We start from the raw sequence: 23,322 nt of genomic DNA, 5'->3' as shown, positions 1-23,322 counted from the left end.
AAACATTGTTGGTGGTTATAGTGAAGGTGATCACCTCTTCCCATTCCGAACAGAGAAGTTAAGCCCTTTCACGCCCATGATACTGCCTTCACCGGTGGGAAAGTAGGTTGCCGCCACTTTACTATTACTCTTTATTACTTCTAAGCCACTCGTTACGAGTGGCTTTTTTTGTTTAACTACTTTTGTTTAGCTACCTCTCTAACCCCAACTCTTTTACAATCAGGTGCTGATTGATATAGGCTTGACTTTACCTGGAAGCAATAAAAAAAGCGATCCCGTTAAGAATCGCTTTAGTTAAAGTTATTTATAAAAGCTTAAGCATACAATGGGAATTGTTTCATCCACTCTGTAATTTCCTTCTTAGTCGCTGTAATGTGAGCTTCGTTGTCATGATTCATCAATACACTATCAATATAATCAACAATACGCTTCATATCAGCTTCTTGCATTCCGCGAGTCGTTACAGCTGCTGTTCCAAAACGAATACCTGAAGTAACAAACGGAGATTTATCGTCAAATGGAACTGCATTCTTATTAGCTGTAATATGTACTTTATCCAATGTTTCCTGAGCCAATTTACCTGTAAGGCCTTTGCTACGCAAATCTATTAACATTAGGTGGTTGTCTGTACCACCTGAAATAATAGAATAGCCTTTATCTAAGAATGCCTGTGCCATTACTTTAGCATTCTTTTGTACTTGCACTGCATAATTGTAAAATTCTTCACTTAAAGCTTCACCATAAGCAACTGCCTTGGCTGCAATTACATGTTCTAATGGACCTCCTTGTGTGCCAGGGAACACACCTGAATCAAGAAGTTCGGACATTAGGCGAAGATTACCTTTTGGATTTTTAACACCAAATGGGTTTTCAAAGTCATGACGCAGCATAATCATACCACCTCGAGGGCCACGCAATGTCTTATGAGTAGTAGTAGTAACTATATGGCAATGTTCTAAAGGATCATTTAACAGACCTTTTGCAATTAAACCAGCTGGGTGAGAAACATCTGCTAATAAGATGGCACCTACTTCATCTGCAATTTGACGGAGGCGTTGGTAATCCCAATCTCTGGAGTAAGCAGAGGCTCCACAAATAATCATTTTTGGTTTCTCTTTCTTAGCGGTTTCTGCAACTTTGTCCCAGTTAATTAGTCCACTTTCTTTGTCAACTCCATAAAATGTTGGACGATAGAGTTTTCCAGAAAAGTTTACAGGAGAACCATGAGTAAGGTGGCCACCATGAGATAAATCAAATCCCAATATTGTATCTCCTGCTTGTAATGCAGCTAAGAATACGGAAGCATTAGCTTGAGCTCCTGAGTGTGGTTGAACGTTTACCCAACTTGCTTTGAAGAGTTCTTTTGCACGATCAATGGCCAATTGCTCAACTTCATCAACAACTTCACAGCCTCCATAATATCTTTTGGATGGTAATCCTTCTGCGTATTTATTAGTTAGAACGCTTCCCATCGCTTGCATCACTTGAGGGGATACAAAGTTTTCGGAGGCGATGAGTTCAATGCCCGATTCCTGACGACTTTTCTCTTTGTTGATCAGGTCAAATACTTGTGTGTCGCGGATTGTTTGGGTGAGAGTGGACATAAAGCAAATGAATATGTGGATAAATATGCAATTGATTAAGTATACAACGCCTTTTTAGAATGAAAGGCTGAGTTTATACAAAGGTACAAGCTTTCTGGAAGAAATGGGATATAATAAAAAGATTAAATTCATTAGTCGTCTATTTGTAGAGTTTTTATCTTGCTCCATTTCTCAAATCAACTAACTGTAGTAAAGCTTTATGGCAAAATATCTTTTGCTTTTGATGGTCATATTTCCCCTTACTTTAAAAGCTCAAATGAATTCCTTATCAGCGAAAGATCTAAAAGCTGCAATTGAATCAAAGCTTGTAGCAGTCAAAGGACAATTTGCTGTTGCATTTAAATCGTTGGACTCTCCTAAACTTGAAGTATATATTCATGAAAAAGATGTTTTTCATGCTGCAAGTACTATGAAGACACCTGTAATGATAGAAGTATTTGATCAGGTAAAAGTAGGTAAGTTTAAACTTTCAGATTCAATTCTAGTGAAAAATGAGTTTAAAAGTATTGTAGATGGAAGTCCATACAAAATGGATATTTCAGATGATAGTGCAGAAGAAATGTATAAGAAGATAGGGCAATGGATGACAATAAGACAGTTAGTATATGAAATGATTACAGTAAGCAGCAACATGGCAACAAATCTATTGATTGATAAAGTAGGTGCCTCTAATGTTATGAATACTATGCAGGAGATAGGGGCAAAAGATATGCGGATCTTACGAGGTGTAGAAGACCAGAAAGCATTTGATAAAGGATGGAATAATACTGTAACAGCGTATGATCTGGCTATTATATTTGAAAAGATAGCTCGCGGACAAGTGGTTGATAGAAAATCCTCTGAGGAGATGGTTCAGATTTTAAAAGAACAAAAGTTCAATGATATCATCCCTCTATATCTACCTAAAGAGGTAAAGATTGCTCACAAAACTGGATTTATTACAAGTGTAAGGCATGATTCTGCCATTATTTATTTACCAGATGGGAGAAGATATGTGTTAATATTGCTATCAAAAGGATTAGAAAACCCGGAAGCAGGAGTAGAGGCTCTGGCAAGAGTTTCAGAAATAATTTATGAGTTTATGATGGATCAGTTAAAATAAGGTTTGTCTAAGAAGGTTCTATGCTTTTTTGTTTCTGCAATTTGCTCGTTAACTTGCCACAATTAAAATTTAAAGATAAAGAAAACCAATCATTCATTTAAAGACATTTACGTATGTATACCGGATTTGTACACTTACACAATTTATTGCGCTGGGTTATCCTGATTCTTCTTTTAGTTGCTATTTTCAGACATTTTAGCGGAATGAATGCTAAAAGAGAATTTAATAGTGCTGATAAGAAAGTTGATTTATTTCTGATGATCGCAGCCCATATTACTTTACTTATTGGATTAGTGCAATGGGCAATTGGTCCGTGGGGATTGCAGAATATATTGGGTGTAGGTATGGGTGAAGTAATGAAGAGCAAAGTATATCGTTTCTGGGCTGTAGAACACATCACAGGAATGATCATAGGCATTGCTTTGATTACTGTTGCACGGGGATCCTTTCGCAAACCTATTTCTGATGACAGAAAACATAAGAGAGCCCTTACTCTGCTTGTAATAGCTCTTATTGTGATCTTTATCTCTATCCCATGGCCTTTCAGAGGTGAAATTGCTCGTCCTTTATTTCCTGGAATGTAAAAAATAGAAAATGCAGACATTGATCTATTGCAAAAATAAGGTCAATGTCTGCATTCATCAGTTACTCATGTAAAACTCCACTTAAGTCAAGCTGCGAAATATAGCTAAGATTTTCTTCTACTATACTATCAGGTACAAAGATAAACCGCTTATCATAAATCTGATTATCAATAAAGTAGCTTACCCAATATTCGCTGTTTAATCCAAATACCGCAGGATCAATAGGTTCAATAATAGCTGCATCTCCTGAATCCACATCTCCTAAAAAGTGACGTAATGTAGAAGTCCTACGCATTTCATCATTCATATACCCATATCCTTCAGACGTAACAAATACATTTTTAATAGCAAAAGGATTGGTATTAAGTAAGTAAACAAACCAGTCAAAATTTCCTATATCATTCGTTTTTCGCACTACAGCTACTTTCACATCTTTAACCGGTAGAAAAGGAATGTCTTTCTTCATGTTTCTCAAATTAATGTAATACTACCAAGATATTTATTTTTTGTCAATTTTCCGATATGCACTCAATGTCTGCTGAGCAAATACAGATAGATAAAAAGTTCAAAAGCATAAAAGTATACAAGATATAGTCCATGCTAGATGAATCTTACATTATATAGACAAAAGTATTGCCAAACTATGTATCAAGAATAGGAGGATTATAAATACCTAATTTTTATTAGCTAAAAGCAGGGAGATATTTTGGGTTACTATCTGAGAGAATATACAAATGTTAGATAATTAGCCATCTTAGTTAAGTTTAAAGAAATAAACTTCTCATGAAAAGAGATTCAGCTTATTTCTTTAAACTTAGATACACAACCTCATAGTTATGAAACATTATACAATACCAATGAGTAGCTTTATAGTCTCCAGAGATTTCTCTGCACGTTCATAATTGAAGTTTTCCGGTAGCTCAACATAGCTACCAGAAACAGTAGTATTTGTAGTAGTGATACCTTTTCTAGCTTTCTCACCAATTTGCTTTCGTTCAGATGGATCAAATTTGGAGAATGTGCGACGCAAAATAGGTAGCAACTCCAAAAACTTATCCTGTTCCAACTCAAATACCCATTTGTATAAAAGGTTCCACAGAGTTTGGTCGTATAATAGTATAGTACCACTACCTTTCAGAAAACCTTCTATCCATCCAGCGGCATCTTTGGGTTCAGTACCTGGCGATAAAGCTAAACCAAAACGACGGGCAGTTTCTGTTTCATCAATAATCTTTCCATCAAAGAGTAAACGACAGGTGCATCCTATAATGATAGTATTAATACCATTCTTATCCAGAATAACACTCAATGTTTTGTACCAGAGTTGCTCTAATTCTTCATTGTCCAGCAAACGTACTGCTTCATCTGTTTTCTTTATATGCTCAAACATCCTGCTTGACGTCTCATCATCCAATCCATAACAGGCATTGGGTAGACCAATACAGATACGAGTCAGTAATCCATTCACCAGTTGATTGATTGCTGACAAATCTGTTTTACGCACGTTTCCATAACGACTCACATCAACCAGAGGACTTACTGCACCCATAAGTTCCAGGATATCACTGGATATTGTAGAAAGCTCATTAATCTTTTCAAGCAACTTCTCAATTACCGAAAATAATTCTGCTGGAATTGCCTCCTGAATGTAGGCAGCAAGTTGTGTTATAGATTGTGTCTGAGTTGACAGATCAAGAAGATACTTTGTACATGCTTCCAGAATGGTATTTCCCCAGAATCCTTTTTCAATTAACTCAATTTCCATTTCAGGTTGCCAGCGGAGGCGCCATCCTTCTTTGAATGTTCCTTTGGTTGAAATACTTATTTTTTTACCCCATTTGATATCCAGGATGTCCAAACGATGTAAAAAGCGACTGCGGTTGAGATCTAACTCTTTACGCAAATCCAATTCATAGTCTTTATTGGCTTCTGTAATATCTAAGCGACATTTCTTACGGAGTTCATCAAAGTCTGATTGGATAGGGAGCTTAGGTAACTCTTTAGGAACTTTTCCTATGGTTGATTTACCAACAATAAGTTCTTCCTCGACAAGTTTTAGTAAGATGCTGTCCCCAAAGCACAGTACTGTCTGAGTAGCTTCATTTAATTCTAGTAAGCCTGGCCTTGACAGATCACGCATGGCAGCAAGAGCTTCTGCAAGCCTGTAAGCTTCAATAACGTGGGCTGTAGAGATATCCATTTTCTTATCCCGAAACATTCTGGCTACACGTGTAAGCCAGCGGATTCCTTTGTCCTGACCGTGAGTCCAGAGATGTTCATACCAGCCTGGGGAGACAATTCCTGCACCATATCCGCTAAACATGCCTAAACGAGTATTAGTCCAGGGTATCCAGGTGCAGCTTACCTTCATTGATGGAAGGCCTTTCAGACTTTTATCATCAGAAGTAATAACACTTTTCTCATTATAATTCTTCAGGGCCGGTCCATGCCAGGCACCACATACTACCACACACTTAGTATAGCCAGCTTTTTCTGCCTGCCGTATTTGCTTACGCATGTACGCTTCTCGTAGGTCATCTCGCTCTGCAGAATGATGCATAGGAACATGCTCGCGTAATACATCCATTGTCATCATCACTCCCTCAAAATGATCCTGAGAAGAGTTTTTGACAAACTTGTGTTCAAAATGATGTTCCCACCACAATTCTCCATCATCATAGCCTGCTACCTGAGCCAGATAACTGATAGGATCTCTGGCAAATTCAGTTTCGTATTCAGCCAATAGACCTTCTCCAGTTTCTGCGGATGGTAGTTCTTCCCCAGTCACATTATTCTGCGGATTTGTATCTTCAACAGATATAATTTCTTCCTGTGCCTCCTGTTTTGCTTCTTCCTCCAATCTCTTTCGCTCTTTTTCAGCAGCTTCCTGTTTTTTTATTTCGATACCGAATGTATGAGCCAAAGGAAGATCCATCATCCAAACAGGAATATTTTTCTGATGAGCATAGGTAATCGCTTGCCACTCAGGAGAAAATTTAGCAAAAGGATAAAAGGTAGCTTGAGCAGGCTTTTCTGTATTATAAGCGAGAACGGCTACAGGTGGTTTTAGTTCTTTATGAGTAACCCATTGAACCACACTATCAAGTTCTGGAGGGCCTTCAACTAATAGAATGTCTGGTTGAAGATCATTTAATCGTTCAACAGTGTTTTTGGCTGAGCCCACGCCATGATGTCGTATACCAAGAATATGAAGTTCCATAGTTGGATGATTATCAGATATAGCTGAGATACAAAGCTATATTTGTATCTCAAATCACATAGGTTTTTAAAAATCTTTTTAGGTCAGTGATAGTAGATCAGGTATCACAAGTCACATCATCCCATTCCTGATCCCTGTTTCGGATAAGCCAGTTGAGTGCAAAATGACGTTCATATACAACTCCCGGATGGACTATCGCCATTTCCTGCCCTTTGATGCGTGCATTGACACATGCCCAGTCTATACGATAGTATAAATCTGCATTATCTAAAATCTCTGTGTCTGTACGGCGATGATCAAGTTGTTGTATAATTTTATTAGGATCCTGATCAAATCCCTGAAATGGATAAAAGTCTAGGTCATTAAGTGAACACAAATGGTCTGGAAATGGGATTGCTTCAGCTTTTCCAAGTGCCCATAATAGCACCCAGATGCCTTCGCATTGCCATGTAGCCTGATCCTTTTTTGACTGAGTAGGATTTTCAAGCAGGTCTTTTTCATTTGCTGTAACCTTATCCCATAAACCATACTGCTTAAAATATTGAATAGCATCTAAAGGTTCAACTGAGTTAAAGGCTACCAGATTGATTAGTGAAAGAACTGTAACTCGTTCAGCTATTTCGTAAGGCGTACGAATAGTTACTTCTGATTTATTGACAATACGGGGTAGATGAGTATTTATAGCAATTCCGTGTGATTGCAACAACCCGTTGGTTCTATCTTTTCGTTCGTCAGGCTCATCTCCTGACACTTTATCATAGTATTTGCTCTCAATAGAAACATCTAATGTTTCTGCATCAGACTTGCCAGTGTTACTTAAAAGCAATACTCCATTTTTATCGTACATGCCTAGAGCCTGAAAAACACTATTGGGATTTGAGAAAATAATACCATCCAGTGCCTGTGCTATGCTTAAGATACATTTAATATGAGTATCAGTAAATCCAGGTTCGGCTACAAAGCTTATTTCTACATTGAGTGTTGTGATTTTTTGCAACAGGCGGTTATAGATAGCTGGATTTTGAGCAGGGAAAGAACTAACGAAGTTGTACAGGCTTATCAGATTCTTTATGAGAGGTTCTTCTGATAGAACGAGCTTGTAATCAGGATGAAGACGTTGCCGATAGTAAACTGTAAAGGTGTTTCCTTTTTTCCAGAGACTTTTTCCTATTGTCAGTTTAAGTTGTGACCAGTTTTGTTCTGTTCCTGTAATTTCTATCTGAGCAGAAGGAAAGTATTGTTTAAGAATGGGTATTATTTTTTCAATAGCAATATAATGACTATAAATCGTGCAATTTTCCATAGCAAATGGGAGAGAAGCAATGCTTCTTAAAAGGTTTTGGTGGGAAATATACTATTTTCAATGAATAACTATACAAAAATACTCTGTAAACTCATCCAGGTCATTACTGCTACTACCAGCCAGCCTGTAATTTCCAGAAGGAGTGGGTGCTTATAATTTTTAAGTACTTTTTTGTTTCTAACAGCAACAAGCATAACAGCTAATGCTATCGGTAAAATCAATCCATTGAGATAACCCACAATAACAAGAATATGTGAAGGGGGTTGTCCTATCCATATAAAAATAGCAGCAGATAAGATGATAAATCCGGCAGTAATAACAGAAGCGTTAGTATCCAATTGTTTGTGAAAAGATCGTAAAAACGAAACAGATGTATAGGCAGCTCCTACCACAGAAGTAATAGCTGCACACCATAGTACCACACCAAAAATCTTGTAACCAGTAATGCCTGCAGCTGCCTGAAAGATAGAAGAGGCAGGATTAGCTTGAGAAACTTGAAATCCACTGCTTATAACTCCAAATGCTGCCAGAAATAATAGAATACGAATAATAGCTGTGACAAGAATGCCCTGAGTTGCACTAGTATCTACCTGTTTAAGCATAGATATACCTTTAATATTAGCTTCCAGAAGTCGATGGCCTCCGGCAAAAGAAATATATCCTCCTACTGTACCACCTACCAATGTAATAATGGCTTTTAGATCTATTTCTTTAGGAAGAAAAGAGAAATAGACTGCTTGTGTAAGAGGTGGTTGTGATTGAAAAACAACATACAGAATCAATAGGATCATCAAAAAACCAAGTATTTTGGTAAAAGTATCCATTGCCTTTCCTGCTTCTTTTACAGTAAAGATAAAAATTCCCACACCTACGCTGATTACTGCACCCACACGTATATCCAAGCCTGTTAATACCTGAATACCTAATCCTGCACCTGCTATATTACCTACATTAAAAGCCAGTCCTCCTGCTACAATCAATGCTGATAATACATAACCTAAACCTGGTAAAATCTTGTTGGAAAGTGTTTGTGCCTGCATCTCACTAACAGTAATCACTCGCCAGATGTTGAGTTGTGCAGCAATGTCAAGTAAAATAGAAATAAGGATTACAAAGCCAAAACTTGCTCCCAATTGTTGGGTAAAGGCAGCTGTATTATTTAAAAAGCCTGGTCCTACAGCTGAGGTTGCCATAAGAAAGGCTGCTCCCAGCAGAGCAGAGTTTTTTTTCATATATAATAGGGTTAGATTGCTTGTATAGTGATTGAATGCTCACGAAATAGTTTGTTTATAGCCTGTGCAAAGTCTACAGCATGTTTTCCATCACCATGAATGCAAATGGTATCAGCTTGGATAGGGACAGGAATATTTTCAGTTGTTACTACCTGTTGTTCTTCAACCATCTTTACTACCTGCTCCAATGATTTTGTTGTATCTTCAATTAAAGCAAAAGGTTGATTTCGAGGAGTAAGGGTACCGTCCTGTTGATAGGTACGATCTGCAAATACTTCACTAGCAGTTTTCAGACCAAGCTTTTGTGACTCACTGATCAGAAAACTACCTGATAAGCCATATACAATCAGAGAGGGATCAAAATCTTTTATAGCCTGAGCAATGGCTGAGGAAAGACTACTATCTTTAGCCGCCATATTGTAGAGCGCTCCATGCGGTTTTACATGGTGTAGTCGATTACCTGCTACTTTCACGAAAGCTGACAGCGCACCTATCTGATATAGAATAATGTTATAAACTTCCTCAGGAGATAATTGCATATTTCTTCGGCCAAATCCCTGTAAGTCTGGAAAACCAGGATGAGCACCTATGGCGACATTTTTCTCTGTAGCTGCTGCGACTGTCTTTCGCATGGTATCTGCATCTCCCGCATGAAAACCACAGGCTATATTTACAGAACTCACATAATCCATGATTTGCAGGTCATTGCCCATCTTCCAGGAGCCAAAGCTTTCACCCATATCACAGTTTAAATCGATACTATGCATCCTAAATCAATTAGTGAGGTATGTATATAGTACAAGGATAGGAAATTTATAGAAATATTTTTTTTGATAGGATCAAAAAAATTGAACAGAGGATGAATTAAAATCAAGGTGTAAAACAAAGATTTGGAGTACTGCCTATTATTCTGATCAGAGTATAAAAATATCAAAATACTGATGGGATTGAAAGTTGATCAGTATTGTGATATTTCTCATGAGTGATCAAGATTCCGATAATTTGAAAAAATGACTGGAGTTCCAGTCAAACAAAAATTTGAACTAAATTCTGGTCAAAGTCAAAAGTGACCATTATTCGAATATTCTTGTGAAACGATCGCTATTCAGGTCTGTTTTCAATAGTAGAAATAATGCAGATAAAAAATTTTGGAAACAGTAATAACCAGGATTCCAATCAAAACAGCAAAAAACTCAATCTGTAATTCTTTCATTAAAAGAACGCAAATGGGTCAGAACATATTAGCAAAAGAATTTGTCACAGAATGGATAATTTGAGCAATATCGGCTTTATAAAAGCCTGCACTATTCATACAATTGCATTCGATAATATAAAGCGAATCCCCACAATGCCCAATATCCATTACAAATATAGGATGTGGGGTATATTCCTGACATCGTTGTTCTGCAAACGCAATAACCTCTTGCGGGCAGCCCTCTACTTTCTTTAATTTAAAGTATTCTCTGTATTGAGAAGCTGCAACAACTTTCTTGTTAACGATCCATAAGCGCCACTCCTTCTTAATGTTATAGGGTTCACCAACAATAATCTTTGTATCCAGCGACAAATTGATATTTTCAATCTGGGTTAATCTATAATACCAATCTGCAATATCTTTAAAAAAACGAGTTTCCCCAGCAAATGCTTTTGAGTCTTCATTTGGCCGGATGAACAGGAGTTGGTCCTCATTGTAAGGCATGGCCATCAGCTCCTGAAATGTTACTACCAAAGCATCTGAATTTAGCATATAGCGTTGCCATTTGGACAAATAGTTTTCAATGGTAAACGCCACTTTATCAAGAAATAATCCTTTGCGTAATTCCGGATGAGCATAAACCAGATTCATGAAGTTAGTTGAACCATAAAATATACTTTGCTTATCTAATGGAAATTCAGGGAGTTGATCTGTAAAAGGAATGATATCAACTTCGAAAAAATCTATAGAAACAGATTCACAGGCCTGACGGATTTTTTGAATGTCATTACTATCTGTGAGCATTCGCTGAACTACCCACTGAAGTGAATTATAACGATTCATTTAAACTTTACGGGTTAGATAGGCAGAATAGTCTGTCATCTGGATATCATAATCGACATGCATCAGAGGGGAGCTTAACAGAAAATCGGCGGTACTACGGTTACATGCCATTGGAATATTCCAAACTGCAGCTAGCCGAAGCAATGCTTTGATATCGGGATCGTGAGGTAAAGCTTCCATTGGGTCCCAGAAGAAGATAATCGAATCAATCTTTTCTTCTGCAATCATAGCTCCAATCTGCTGATCTCCACCTAACGGGCCACTTAGCAGTTTTGTTACTGACACATTGAGGGCTTCCTGTAGCAATCGTCCGGTTGTGCCTGTTGCATATAACTGATGTTGTACCAAAGATGCCTTATTTTTTACTGACCACTCTATCAATTCAATTTTCTTGTGATCGTGGGCAATCAGAGCAATGCGTTTGGATGAATTAAGTTTACGTATCATATAAAAAATCGAAAGTAAAAGAGAATAAGTTAAAGACAGGCTCTCTATCTTTGTATCGGTTTCACGGCTGGAAAGATAGTATTTTTTCTTTAATTCAGATTTTGTTTAAAGAGTAAGATGACCTCTCTCTGTCGGAAAAGCAGAAATAGCTTGATTAGCACTTATATTAAATAACACTGTATATGTTCAGTTTAGAGAAGATCCTGAGACCACACATCTTGGCTTTGTCACCTTATACATCTGCCCGGGATGAGTACGAAGGGACAGAAGGTATTTTCCTGGATGCCAATGAGAATCCGTTTGGCTCTATTACCTCACAAAACTTTAACCGCTATCCAGATCCTCATCAGATTGCATTGAAAAAGCGTGTAGCAGAGATCAAAGGTGTAAAACTGGAGCAACTTTTTTTGGGTAATGGAAGTGATGAACCTATCGATTTATTGATTCGGGCAACTTGTACACCCAGAGAAGATGAAATTATTCTGGTGCCACCTACCTATGGAATGTATGAAGTAAGTGCAGCAATAAATGATGTACCTGTGGTGAAGGTTTCTCTTACACCTGATTTTGCACTGGATATGCCTGCTTTGCAACAAGCTATAACTACACATCCTAAGGCTAAGCTATTGTTCTTGTGTTCTCCTAATAATCCGACAGGAAATGCATTAGATCCGGAACAAATGAAAACATTGATCGAGACATTTCCCGGACTCGTTATAATTGATGAAGCATATATAGACTTTGCAGATTATCCGTCGTTTACTTCCTATCTGGATAAATATCCCAATATGGTTGTATTACAGACTTTCTCAAAAGTATGGGGATTAGCTAACCTCCGTTTGGGTATGGCATTTGCCTCACCAGAACTGATTCGTATTCTGAATAAAATCAAACCTCCGTACAATATTAGTGGATTGACACAACAGGTTGTGCTGGAAGGGTTACAGAATATTCAATGGAAAGAAGAATCTGTGCAGGAGATTTTAAAACAAAGGACTGAACTGGTAAAATTATTGGAAGAAGTACCTATTGTTGAAAAGATCTATCCCTCAGAAGCTAACTTTTTGCTGGTCAAAGTGCATCAGGCAAAAGAGACATATGACTATCTGGTAGAGCAGAAAATCATTGTACGAGATCGTTCCAAAGTAAAACTTTGTGAAAACGCGATTCGGATTACTGTGGGGACTGCTTCTGAAAACCAGCACTTGGTTGAAGCTATGAAGCAGCTTTCTGTCCAAACGGAAACGCAAAGTACGGTTTCTTAAAAAATACACTTAAACAATAAAAGACTAATGCTATGGGAGGCATTAGTCTTTTATTTTATTATTTACCTCCTGCAACCACTTCTGTAAATGTATCCAGATTCAGATACTGCTGAGCAAGTGAGAGTAATGTTTCAGAGGTTGTTTGACTAATTTCAGATACATATTTATCATAAAAATCATAGCCTATCCCTTCAAAATAGATGGTCTTGAAGTGATCTGCCAGAGAGAATGGAGTAGTTACAGAGCCTGCAAATGCACCCAAAATATAATTTTTTACTGTCTCAAGTTCGTCTTCAGGTATTGGTTCTGTTTGTAAAAGGGTAATCTCTTTTCGTATTTCTTCCAGCGTTTGATTGGTAAACTCCTTCTTTACATCTGTACCAATAACGATAAACCCTTCCTGCCGAAATATTCCCAGAGAGGAGTGAATTCCATAGGTGAACCCTTTGTCTTCACGTATATTTTTCATCAATCTTGAGCCGAAATATCCTCCCAAGATTTCGTTTAATAAGACAAGGGAGAAATAATCTGTACTGCGGCGAGTGAAAGGTGACCCATTCGTATGTAATAACCGTTTTCCGAATCGTATGGTCGACTGAACACTTTCGGGGCGTTCTATGAGTTCTGTGTGTTTACTTACCTCTGCAACAGGAAGAACGGGTTTTGTAAGCTGTGTCTTCTGTACATCAAACTGTGACAGATGTTGTTCTACTGCCAAAAGTGTTTCATCTGTAATTTGTCCAGATAGAACTGCATCAAATGGTCGTTGCAAAATAGCCTGCTGATGATATTGTACCAGCAAGTCTTTGGTCACAGGAGCAATGTCTATATCCTTTATGTATTTTCCGTATGGGTGATTTTCTCCAAATATCAGTTCTCTGAAACGATGTTGTGCAAGAAAAGATGTTTTCTGCAAATTTACCTGGAGATTTTGCAAGGTAATAGTTTTCAGATTATCCAGCTCTTTTTCCGGAAAAATAGATTCTGTTAATAATTCGTGTACTAAAGGAAGAAGTTTGGGAAGATGTTTAGTAATAGTATATATAGTCAGAATGATTCGTTCCGCGTTTTGGCTTAGCTCCAGAAAAGAGCCAAACTGATCAATATATTCACTGATCTCTCCTGAAGATCGGTGATGAGTACCTTCATTGAGCATTTTAGCCGTGAAGTAAGAGGTTCCTCTGGACGGTTCATACCAACTGCCTGCTGCAAAAATATATTCAAGTCGAATAGCAGGTTGTTCACCAGCATTTAACCAATGAAGTTTGACACCATTCTTTAGCTCTTTGGAATGTGCCTGAGTAACAGCAACTTTTTTTATAGATTGAAAATCGGGCGCTTGTGTTCTGTCTAACATAATAGGTTCTACTGTCTATAGTTATGTACCTTGAAAAATGCCAATGTATACAAAGATATACAGGTGTTTGTTAATCCATCAAAAGAAAATGCCAGAGAACTCTTCTCTGGCATTTTCTTTTGACTATAAATATCAGTTTTATTTTCCTTCCTCATCATCAGCAGGTCTTTCACCTATATTAAAATGAAGAGTAAATCGCATGGTTTCTGCTAACGGGCTTTGACTACCTTGAGCTGGTGCCAAATACGCAAAGTCTAGTCCCATTACAGTATAACGTACACCTAAGCCAAATGTATAGTATTGACGGTATCCTTTTTCTTTACTTTCATGAAAGTATCCAGCCCGTGCAGCAAATATATTGTTATACCAATATTCTGCACCTACAGACCAAATATATTCTTTTAATTCCTCACTAAATCCACCAGGAGCATCTGTAAATGATCCGAATATGCCTGAGATCAGTGGTCCTGTCGGACGAGCATTAGCTCCTCCTTTAGCTGTAGGAACCATCAACTTATTAATATCGGCAGCAAGGGTGAACTTGTTATATGGATCTATATTATATGTTAATGCTGTACCAAATTTGAGATTGGTAGCAATAAATTCACGTTCATTATTGGTAGAGTAAGAGATCTTAGGACCTAGGTTTGATAGATTTACACCCCATGCCCAATGAAAATCTTTCCCACTTATATTTAGATCTTTATTATAGAAAAGAGCTATGTCACCACCTACTGTTACACCTGCTTTACCTTGGGCACCACCTGACAAGTCTATATTACCAGAAAGATTCGAGTAAATAAGTCGTAATGTGATACTTCCACTGAAATTCTTTGAAAACTTTTGTGCAAAAGATGGCGCTAGTGCAAATTCTCTTGGGCTAAAATCTCTAATACCAACACCATTAATATCTGTAAAGCTAATATTTCCAAGATTTGAGTATTGCAATCCAATACCTATAGCCTGATTTTTATTGACTTGATAATAACCTGTGAGATAGCCTAACCACATGTCATTTACTCCTGGAAGTGAACGGAACCAGGGTGTATAACTTAGAGCTGCTCCCACTTTTTTTTCTGCAAACACTAATTTCGCTGGGTTCCAGTAAGTTGCATTCACATCAGGAGAGGTTGCCACACCTACATCTCCCATTCCGGCAGCGCGTGCATCAGGAGATATTAACAGGAATGGAACTGCAGAAGTAACCGGATTTGTTTGGCTTTTTACTTCACTAACGCCAACAATACAAGCAGTTAAAGCAGCCAGCAGAAAGCGTTTTGAATAATTTTGCATCATAAAAAATTGATTCTTAATAAAGTGCGTAAATATAAGTAGAAAAGCGATGGTTTAAATAAAAGATTTTTGGAAAACATTTCAAACATCTTCCGATCCAATAATCCTTATCTGGCATTTTTCAATAAGGAATAGCGAATGTCTTTTTTGAAACCTTTTATTTTTGCGTGCACAATTTATGAAATTGACCTTATCGTACAATAATCATCTTTTGTGCTAGGGTGGTTGAATCTGCTATACAACGCACCCTTACCTGATAAAAGTATACACCACCTACTAATTTATTTTCAGAGCCAGACGTAAGGTTCCATTCTATAGTATTAACTTTTGCAGTAGCTGAAGAAATATTTTTTTGTAATGTTTTGATAATCTGGCCAGTACTGGAATAAACTGAAATAATGACCTCTAAGTCATTGCCCGGACGGTTATGTTCAAACGCAAAATATGTCGATTCTGTTGCAGGATTCGGATAATTATGCAAGTTCCAGATATGAAACTCATCAGAAACTACAGTAAAATCTAACGTTGCCTCAGAAGAGTTGTTGTATGTATCCCAGACACGTAGTGTTATAGAATGCTTTCCTGGTGTAAGATTTTCGAAAGAATAACGGATTTCACCTTTCTGATAGGTATCCGTGAGAGAGGTAAAGTAATCATTCATCGTGATCATTACAGAGTCATCTAGTATCGCCAATAACTCATGACCTATACCTGTCTGACTTATAGTAATGCCACTTTCATCATTTAGCTTAGCCAGAAAAATAGAGTTAGACCCTGTTGTACCTCCTGAAATAAATGTTGTATCATTCATAAATAGCTTAATTTGAGGAGGTGTATTATCAGCTATTGGGTCTGTATGACTGCCACCTACCAATAGTTGTTGCGCTCCAGCTGCATCCTGTGTGCCTTCAGACTGTTTTGCATACATGCTTAGTACGCCTGTACCAACCTGGTAATTGATATCTTTTGGAACAACAAAACTTATCTGAAACTGTCCATTATTAATGACGCCCTTTCCTCTGAATAAGGCATTGTCTTGTTCACTGAATGTCATTCGTGTACTTTCAGTACCTAGAGTAGTGCGTGTGGTAGGCTTATCAAATAAAGTAGTTTGCAAGGTCCCATTAAAGTTGGCCATTGGTATACCTGATTCATCTTCTATTACTCCCTCAATAGTGACATGAGCCAATGCTTTCAAGGTATCTTTCCCACTGATAAAAGGCTCGCTGTTTATTTTTGTCAAAACTGTTTTTAAAGAAGGATAGGCTAACCGCATAGAAGGATCACCTAATAAAGCAAAATTTCGATTTACGCTGCCACTTAGACTATTGTTTTTAGTATATCGCATTATATCGCCTAGTCGTGGCATGTCCCCATTAACAGGATTAAATACACTGTTGTAAAAAGCCAGATTGATCGCATAATTAGAGCTGGAAAATACAGGACGTGTGGTGGTGAGTAGTCCTATTCCCCCTCCATTTGCATTCAAAAGTACAAGTTCTGCTCCGGAAACACGTTCAGGATTATCGTATCGTCCAAACTCACAGGTAGCAGTTACAAATAATGGAAGATGATTACTATTGTTCCACCCTTGAATTTGACCAATGCTGAGTATTTGTTCCTGAGCCCAGCCTATTTCGCTACCATGACCTGTATAGTTCATAATCAGACACCCATTGTTAACTGCCTGATTAATGGCTGTCACAGCTTCAGGTGATTGTTGTCCATTGGAGTATGAAATTTGCGGATACATATCCAGAAAGATTTTCTTAGATGCATAGGTAGGATGTGTTGTTTCTACTAATGTTGCTAATCGATTTGCATCCAGTTGATGTGTATTGGCATCTCCATCGTCTGCCACAAATGCAATCTTTTGTCTCCAGTTGCCTAGTGCTTTCGGATTCTGTGCATATCCGATCACTTTATCTACAACAATAGAGGCTTCCTGTCTTGTTTTTACTGGCAATCTCCCAATCGAAACTTCAAGTGTATGATCTCCTGATCCATTTTCAATCCAGTCACCTTCATTCTCTTCCATAAATCCAAAGAAGTCGTCAGAGGAATAACTATAGATAGGATGGAGAGATTGAATAGATTCATAAACAGGCACATAGTTAGTATTTCCTGTCAGGCGGTTTTTGTAATCATACGATGCATCTCCAAATAAGAGTACATACTTCAGATTTGTGTTTTGCTGATATAGAAAACGAATAAAATCACGAATTGCCGATATATCTTGTTTTCCCGAGGAAAACTCATTGTAAATCTGAGCGGGTGTCACTAGTAGTGTAGTTAGTCCATCATGAGATGTTCTGAATGCTGCAAGTCTTTGTGCTTCTAAATAGAAATCCGGATGAGTAATAATGAGTAACTGTGGTGTAGTTGATGCCCGAATATTCTGATTGGCAATTTGCTGGATAGATACAGGTATCAATAAAGAAGCTTGCGGGTTGAAGACAACAAATTCTTTCCATTTTCGCCCAATTGCTTCAAATACTAATTCTGACCCCTGAGTGCTATAATTTATGTTGGAGGGTTGTTGGATAGTTGAGATATCCCAGATTTTAGCTGTATTACCTGCTTCTGTAATATGATACTGGAGTTTATCGTTTGTAAAGCTTTCGAAGGTGCGGAAGGCGGTTTGACTTCCATATAGTTTCAACTGGCGAGAAGACTGGATACCAATTTTGTCCAGGTAACCAACTCCTGTACTGCGTTCGAATGTGAGTGTAACAGGAAGAGAAGAGCCCGAAGGAGCAAACGTGAAATTTCCAGAGTTAGTGGTGCCTTTTATATCATACGTTCCAGAAGTAATGGGAGACATAGACAACGTACCAATAGATTGGTCTGAACTCTTAATGGAAAACTGGCTAGATGCTGTTGATTGTGCCATCACAGCTATTTCTAAACGTGCTGCTTTACTGCTTACAATACCTGGAATATCAAAAGTAAAGCTCTGGGTTGTAGCCGCATCAAATTTTTCTCCCCACCATGTACGCCCGGAACCAAGGATATTGTACAGTTCTTTTTCATGAAAAATATAATCATCAAAAGTAGTAACCTGTTGAGTTGCTCCTGTAACAAAAGGACTGGTGGTAATTCTTTTACCAGGAATAGTGCTTACTGTCAAAAAATAATACGCTGTGTCACTATAAATATTTATTCTATGAGATAATCTGGAAGTCAAAGAATCATAATACATTACATGAGGACCTTGTCCATAAAATAATATATAGTCTGTGTTATCTAGTTTTCCATCATTTTCTCCCTCAACCTGTATAGAAATCTCTGTCAAATCTGTAGGGCGGGAAACCACATTGGCTTGAGGAAGCATTCCACCTCCATTGCCATATATATGAAGATTACGTGGATCAATAGAAGTGGATATACCTGCTTTTTGAAGATCTGAGCGGGTTAACTTGTAAATACCGGATTGGGTTATTCCTATTTTATACCAGATACCAGTAGCTAACACAGAATTATTTTGGCCAAAGCATACCTTTGAGGGTATCCATATCAAAAAAAACAAAGAAAAAGATACAATAATATGCTGCCTCATTGGCCTGTAAATTTTGGAAAGGAAATGGCAGAATAAGAAAAAACTTTTTGTATCAATCATGAATAGCTAATTGATGCATATCTCATACAAAATAACTGAATAGATTTTTACTTACAAAAATTCCGGATGTGTACAATTTCAGTCTTGCTCGATTCTTATTTTTGTGACAATATACTAGTCTGTCTATTCGGTAATTGTAGTTTTCTGTTGAAAGTCAGGTTTTTACTTCAAGTTCTATGGTTTACTCAATTAAATAACGGATTAAAAATAAAAATTGATTATTTCGTGACTTGGTAAATTTCGAACTGCACTAGTTTACTAAGCGGGCATAAAGTGGCACAATTATCGTTTGAATAGTAAATTCTCATGTTTGGTGAAAAAATGGGTACACAGAGAAATTGATAGGAACAATCTAGACAAGAGAAAGTAATATAGATTGTCAGTTTAGCTATGGTTTTGTTATCTTACTATATTTTCAAATTCAATGCAAGCATTATTCCCTAGAGTATATTTTTGCCTCTTTCTGGCTATCATTTCCTGTGCACAAACTACTGAGAACACATCAACAACACTAACTAATAGTGCACTGGAAACGTTGAAGGCTGCTATTATGGATCTGGATTCAGATTCTGTAATGCGTCAGGGACATCTGGCTATCTCTATCAAGTCTATTCGTACAGGACAGGTTATTATCGAGCAGAATGCTAAAAAGGCAATGATTATAGCCTCTAATCTTAAGTTGGTTACCACATTATCAGCACTGGAGATTCTAGGAGAAGACTTTCGTTTCAAAACGGATCTGCAATATGATGGGACATTGGAGAATGGGGTTCTAAATGGGAATTTATATATACGAGGTGGAGGCGATCCCACATTGGGTAGTGATCGGGTGACAAATTCATTGGATTTAGATGCTTTAATGGCCCTATGGGTGCAAAAAATTCAGGCTGCTGGTATTCGTCGTATTAAGGGAGATATTATTAGTGATGATGGAATTTTCAATGAAAATGTAATTCCAAATGGATGGACTTGGGGGGATATTGGAAACTATTATGGCGCTTCTGCATTTGGTTTGAATATCAATGATAACCTTTATAAAATCTATCTTGAGACAGGAAAGCAGGTAGGGGAGTCTACCCAAATTGTGCGCACAGACCCTGTGATGAAAGACATCATTTTTGTGAATGAAGTAACTACTGGTCCATCGGGTTCTGGAGATCAGTCTTATATATATGGTGTACCTTACACATATCATCGTAATATTCAAGGCACTGTTCCTATTAGTCGTAATCCGTTTGTAATACGAGGTTCCCTGCCAGACCCTCCTCTATTCACTGCTCAGAATTTGCGGGATGCCTTAGTCCGAAAAGGAGTTTCTTTGGAGGGTGCAGCTACATCTACCCGTATATTAATTCACCAAAAGCAATACCGTCCTGCTACTCCCACACGGAAGCCAATATATACACATTTTTCACCACCACTATCTGCCATTGTAGAACAAACAAACCTGCGAAGTATGAATTTATATGCAGAAGCTATGTTAAAAATGATGGGAGTAAAGGAACTAAATAAAAGTACCACTTGGGAAAGTACTGATGCTGTAAAAAACCTTTGGGCAAAAAAGGGAATGAATATCACTGGTTTCTTTATGAGAGATGGAAGTGGCTTGTCCCGTTCTAATGCATTGTTGCCTGATTTTTTAACAAACTTATTAATTTTTGCTACCAAGCAACCCTACTTTAATTCTTTTTATAAATCTCTTCCTGTTGCAGGAGTTTCTGGAACGATGAAAGGTATTGGAGAAGGTACTGTGGCCGCTGGTAATGTACGGGCTAAAACTGGTACGTTAGACCGAATGACCAGTTATTCCGGATATTTTAAAACAAAGTCAGGTGAATTGATGGCTTTTACTTTTATCGCCAATGATTATGCTGGGAAAGAAAAAGATTTTCGTAGAAAGGCGGAGAAGATATTGGTGCTTTTGCCTACACTTCCCTGATATAACTTGTTAAATGGAAATATAATTAAAACAATGCCCGTCTTTTAAGAAAAGCAGGCATTGTTTTAAAACAGAGATATTTAAGAAAAGTATCGAAAGTCATGACCGGCTTTTAGTTGTACAAGTACTTCATACATCAGCTTGATCACATTTTCTACATCATCACGATGTACTGTCTCAACTGTGGTGTGCATATATTTTAAGGGCAGTGAGATCAATGCCGAGGCAACACCTTCTGCTGAGTAAGCAAACGAATCTGTATCCGTACCTGTTGAACGTGAGACTGCTGCCAATTGGACAGGAATTTCTTTTTCTTTAGCTACATTCCGTATCATGCGTAGTAAATTATTCTGTACTGCAGGGCCAAATGTAAGGACAGGGCCTTTATTACAAGATACATCTCCTTGTTCCAATTTTTTGTAAGCAGGAGATTGCGTATCGTGTGTTACATCTGTCACAATGGCCACATCCGGTTTGATACGACGTGAAATCATTTCTGCTCCTCGTAAACCAATTTCTTCCTGAACAGCATTGACAATATATAATCCATAATCTAGTTGAATATTATTTTCTTTTAACATTCTAGCAACCTGAGCTATCATATAGCCTCCAATACGATTATCTAATGCTCTACCCACATAAAATCGATCGTTCAACACCATAAACTCATCCACAAAGGTCACAACACAACCAACATGAACACCCATTTCTGTTAGTTCTTCTTTATTCTTTGCTCCACAGTCTATAAAAATAGTCTTTAAGTTGGGAGCTTCGTCCTTTGCTGTATCTCTTACGTGAATAGCCGGATACCCAAAAATACCTTTCACAATCCCTTTATCTGTATGGATATTTACTCGCATAGAAGGAGCTATCATTACATCAGAACCTCCATTACGACGTACATAGATGTATCCATCATCAGTAATATAGTTCACAAACCAGGAAATTTCATCTGCATGTGCCTCTATTACTACTTTATAAGGGGCATCAGGATTAATAACACCTACAACACTTCCATAGGTATCAACTATATGAGTGTCTACATAGGGTTTAATGTAATCCAGCCAGAGTTGCTGTCCTGACCATTCAAAACCAGTTGGTGAAGCAGTGTTAATATAACGTGTCAGAAAATCAAGGTTTTCCATAGAGTTTAAATTTTTTTTGCTGGCAAGATAGAAATTAAAAAAATAGAATGGGCAAGTGATACGTTTAAAAGATAAACGCTCGATTCGGTAAACTTTCTAGTTGCCGGACTGGAATCAAGTAAAAACCAATAAAATCGGTAGACTATTCCATAAATATTCACTTTTTTTGTGTAAATAGAATAAGGTTTAACAGGATAACTTGTCTGACGGTAAATTCGTTATATATTCAAAATTTTTACATCATGCCACTTTTTCGCTATCTGGTTATAGTATTTTTATTACTATGTATAATTCAGCCTGTTAAGGCAACCCACTTACGTGCGGGTCAAATTACAGCAGTACGGGATCCAAGCAATCTAAGTACTCCTACATATATCTTCACGCTAACTCTTTACAGAGATACACAGGGTGTTGACCAGCCTGAAGCCACCATAGGCATTGTGCCTATTCTTGCCAATGGACAAAGAGGTAATAATCCTCTATTCCTTCAAGCAGATGCGAATACCCCTCGTCGGACTGTAGGGGTAAATATCGAGGAAATTACCTATACTTTCAACTATACTTTTCCAAGTTCAGGCTCCTATGTCATTTACTTCCAGGAGCAGAACAGAAATGCCGAAATTGTGAATATGAGTAATTCAGTTAATACACCTTTTTATGTGGAGACTGTACTCAATATCGTGCCTAGCATTGGCTCCAACAGCACTCCCCAACTACGAAATCCCCCTGTAGATAATGCCGAAGTGGGACAAAAATTTACTCATAACCCCGCTGCCTTTGATCCCGATGGCGATAGCCTCTCCTACAAAATGATCATTCCCAGACAAAGTGTCACTTTGACTGTGGCTAACTACCGCTCGCCTGAGACCGTAGCTCCACCTGTGGGAATTCCTGAAGCCGGATCAGGCGCTCCTACCTTTGTGCTCAATCCTCTCAATGGAGACATTACCTGGGATGCCCCCGGTGCCTATGGTATCGGTTCGAAAGGATATGCTGAATACAACATTGCCTTTGTGGTCGAAGAGTGGCGAAAAACCGCTGCCGGTTACATCAAAATCGGAGAGATTGTCCGCGATATGCAGATTACTGTCAGAGAGCAACCCAACAAACGACCTGAACTGATTATTCCCAAAGATACCTGTATTGTCGCCGGTACAGTGCTCAAAGCCATCAT

The 23,322-nt window shown here is 37.9% G+C and carries 16 protein-coding genes, 1 rRNA gene and 1 pseudogene; 6 read left to right on the top strand and 12 right to left on the bottom strand.

Features of this window, described 5'->3' with window-relative positions:
• Positions 1–7 precede the first annotated feature (7 nt).
• Positions 8–119, top strand: a 5S ribosomal RNA gene (gene rrf, locus QNI22_RS40005).
• A 195-nt stretch (positions 120–314) separates the two neighbouring features.
• On the opposite strand, the gene QNI22_RS40000 is transcribed toward rrf, so the two are convergent.
• The gene (locus tag QNI22_RS40000; RefSeq protein WP_314520275.1) at positions 315–1,604 is read right to left on the bottom strand and encodes a serine hydroxymethyltransferase; all 1,290 of its coding nucleotides are present in this window, start codon (positions 1,602–1,604) and stop codon (positions 315–317) included.
• A 199-nt stretch (positions 1,605–1,803) separates the two neighbouring features.
• On the opposite strand from QNI22_RS40000, the gene QNI22_RS39995 reads away from it, so the two are divergent.
• Positions 1,804–2,706 (top strand): serine hydrolase, encoded by a 903-nt coding sequence (locus QNI22_RS39995; protein ID WP_314520273.1) that lies wholly within the window; start codon positions 1,804–1,806, stop codon positions 2,704–2,706.
• A gap of 113 nt (positions 2,707–2,819) precedes the next feature.
• The gene (locus QNI22_RS39990) at positions 2,820–3,290 is read left to right on the top strand and encodes a cytochrome B (protein ID WP_314520272.1); all 471 of its coding nucleotides are present in this window, start codon (positions 2,820–2,822) and stop codon (positions 3,288–3,290) included.
• Between the two features lie 61 nt (positions 3,291–3,351).
• On the opposite strand, the gene QNI22_RS39985 is transcribed toward QNI22_RS39990, so the two are convergent.
• From QNI22_RS39985 to QNI22_RS39955, 7 genes are all read right to left on the bottom strand, one after another.
• Positions 3,352–3,756, bottom strand: coding sequence for a hypothetical protein (locus tag QNI22_RS39985; protein ID WP_314520270.1), 405 nt, complete (start codon positions 3,754–3,756; stop codon positions 3,352–3,354).
• Positions 3,757–4,134: 378 nt separating this feature from the next.
• On the bottom strand, positions 4,135–6,510 hold the full coding sequence (locus QNI22_RS39980; RefSeq protein ID WP_314520268.1) for a DUF5682 family protein: 2,376 nt from the start codon (positions 6,508–6,510) through the stop codon (positions 4,135–4,137).
• A 97-nt stretch (positions 6,511–6,607) separates the two neighbouring features.
• Positions 6,608–7,813, bottom strand: coding sequence for a DUF4272 domain-containing protein (locus tag QNI22_RS39975; protein ID WP_314520266.1), 1,206 nt, complete (start codon positions 7,811–7,813; stop codon positions 6,608–6,610).
• A 68-nt stretch (positions 7,814–7,881) separates the two neighbouring features.
• Positions 7,882–9,045: an NRAMP family divalent metal transporter gene (locus tag QNI22_RS39970; protein ID WP_314520265.1), complete on the bottom strand. Its 1,164-nt coding sequence runs from the start codon at positions 9,043–9,045 to the stop codon at positions 7,882–7,884.
• Between the two features lie 11 nt (positions 9,046–9,056).
• Positions 9,057–9,812: a LamB/YcsF family protein gene (locus tag QNI22_RS39965; protein WP_314520263.1), complete on the bottom strand. Its 756-nt coding sequence runs from the start codon at positions 9,810–9,812 to the stop codon at positions 9,057–9,059.
• Between the two features lie 464 nt (positions 9,813–10,276).
• The gene (locus QNI22_RS39960) at positions 10,277–11,083 is read right to left on the bottom strand and encodes an ATP-grasp domain-containing protein (protein WP_314520262.1); all 807 of its coding nucleotides are present in this window, start codon (positions 11,081–11,083) and stop codon (positions 10,277–10,279) included.
• A complete protein-coding gene (locus QNI22_RS39955) occupies positions 11,084–11,530 on the bottom strand; it encodes a methylglyoxal synthase (protein ID WP_314520258.1) in 447 nt (148 codons plus the stop codon).
• 182 nt (positions 11,531–11,712) lie between these two features.
• Here QNI22_RS39955 and hisC point away from each other — a divergent pair, with 182 nt between their 5' ends.
• Entirely contained in the window at positions 11,713–12,795 is a 1,083-nt protein-coding gene (gene hisC, locus QNI22_RS39950) for a histidinol-phosphate transaminase (protein WP_314520257.1), read from the top strand.
• 58 nt (positions 12,796–12,853) lie between these two features.
• Here hisC and QNI22_RS39945 read toward each other — a convergent pair whose 3' ends face one another.
• The 3 genes from QNI22_RS39945 to porU form a co-directional block, all read right to left on the bottom strand.
• A complete protein-coding gene (locus QNI22_RS39945) occupies positions 12,854–14,152 on the bottom strand; it encodes a M16 family metallopeptidase (RefSeq protein WP_314520254.1) in 1,299 nt (432 codons plus the stop codon).
• Between the two features lie 138 nt (positions 14,153–14,290).
• Positions 14,291–15,448 (bottom strand): type IX secretion system outer membrane channel protein PorV, encoded by a 1,158-nt coding sequence (porV, locus tag QNI22_RS39940; protein WP_314520252.1) that lies wholly within the window; start codon positions 15,446–15,448, stop codon positions 14,291–14,293.
• Positions 15,449–15,635: 187 nt separating this feature from the next.
• Positions 15,636–18,920, bottom strand: a complete 3,285-nt coding sequence (gene porU / locus QNI22_RS39935; protein WP_314520250.1) for a type IX secretion system sortase PorU — start codon at positions 18,918–18,920, stop codon at positions 15,636–15,638.
• Between the two features lie 568 nt (positions 18,921–19,488).
• Here porU and dacB point away from each other — a divergent pair.
• Positions 19,489–21,003, top strand: coding sequence for a D-alanyl-D-alanine carboxypeptidase/D-alanyl-D-alanine endopeptidase (gene dacB, locus QNI22_RS39930; protein WP_314520249.1), 1,515 nt, complete (start codon positions 19,489–19,491; stop codon positions 21,001–21,003).
• Between the two features lie 80 nt (positions 21,004–21,083).
• On the opposite strand, the gene QNI22_RS39925 is transcribed toward dacB, so the two are convergent.
• Positions 21,084–22,148: a M42 family metallopeptidase gene (locus QNI22_RS39925; protein WP_314520248.1), complete on the bottom strand. Its 1,065-nt coding sequence runs from the start codon at positions 22,146–22,148 to the stop codon at positions 21,084–21,086.
• A 242-nt stretch (positions 22,149–22,390) separates the two neighbouring features.
• Here QNI22_RS39925 and QNI22_RS39920 point away from each other — a divergent pair.
• A pseudogene (locus QNI22_RS39920) lies at positions 22,391–23,322 on the top strand (gliding motility-associated C-terminal domain-containing protein); the annotation flags it as partial.

The organism is Xanthocytophaga agilis (assembly GCF_030068605.1).
In the GTDB taxonomy this organism is placed as follows: domain Bacteria; phylum Bacteroidota; class Bacteroidia; order Cytophagales; family 172606-1; genus Xanthocytophaga; species Xanthocytophaga agilis.
Note: the sequence above shows the minus strand (reverse complement) of the source record. Positions and strands in the feature narration are given on the sequence as shown.

What these genes read in the sequence shown, in the direction of transcription:
- QNI22_RS40000 (WP_314520275.1), bottom strand. Translation starts at nt 1,604, where the DNA reads ATGTCCACTCTCACCCAAACAATCCGCGACACACAAGTATTTGACCTG.
- QNI22_RS39995 (WP_314520273.1), top strand. Translation starts at nt 1,804, where the DNA reads ATGGCAAAATATCTTTTGCTTTTGATGGTCATATTTCCCCTTACTTTA.
- QNI22_RS39990 (WP_314520272.1), top strand. Translation starts at nt 2,820, where the DNA reads ATGTATACCGGATTTGTACACTTACACAATTTATTGCGCTGGGTTATC.
- QNI22_RS39985 (WP_314520270.1), bottom strand. Translation starts at nt 3,756, where the DNA reads ATGAAGAAAGACATTCCTTTTCTACCGGTTAAAGATGTGAAAGTAGCT.
- QNI22_RS39980 (WP_314520268.1), bottom strand. Translation starts at nt 6,510, where the DNA reads ATGGAACTTCATATTCTTGGTATACGACATCATGGCGTGGGCTCAGCC.
- QNI22_RS39975 (WP_314520266.1), bottom strand. Translation starts at nt 7,813, where the DNA reads ATGGAAAATTGCACGATTTATAGTCATTATATTGCTATTGAAAAAATA.
- QNI22_RS39970 (WP_314520265.1), bottom strand. Translation starts at nt 9,045, where the DNA reads ATGAAAAAAAACTCTGCTCTGCTGGGAGCAGCCTTTCTTATGGCAACC.
- QNI22_RS39965 (WP_314520263.1), bottom strand. Translation starts at nt 9,812, where the DNA reads ATGCATAGTATCGATTTAAACTGTGATATGGGTGAAAGCTTTGGCTCC.
- QNI22_RS39960 (WP_314520262.1), bottom strand. Translation starts at nt 11,083, where the DNA reads ATGAATCGTTATAATTCACTTCAGTGGGTAGTTCAGCGAATGCTCACA.
- QNI22_RS39955 (WP_314520258.1), bottom strand. Translation starts at nt 11,530, where the DNA reads ATGATACGTAAACTTAATTCATCCAAACGCATTGCTCTGATTGCCCAC.
- hisC (WP_314520257.1), top strand. Translation starts at nt 11,713, where the DNA reads ATGTTCAGTTTAGAGAAGATCCTGAGACCACACATCTTGGCTTTGTCA.
- QNI22_RS39945 (WP_314520254.1), bottom strand. Translation starts at nt 14,152, where the DNA reads ATGTTAGACAGAACACAAGCGCCCGATTTTCAATCTATAAAAAAAGTT.
- porV (WP_314520252.1), bottom strand. Translation starts at nt 15,448, where the DNA reads ATGATGCAAAATTATTCAAAACGCTTTCTGCTGGCTGCTTTAACTGCT.
- dacB (WP_314520249.1), top strand. Translation starts at nt 19,489, where the DNA reads ATGCAAGCATTATTCCCTAGAGTATATTTTTGCCTCTTTCTGGCTATC.
- QNI22_RS39925 (WP_314520248.1), bottom strand. Translation starts at nt 22,148, where the DNA reads ATGGAAAACCTTGATTTTCTGACACGTTATATTAACACTGCTTCACCA.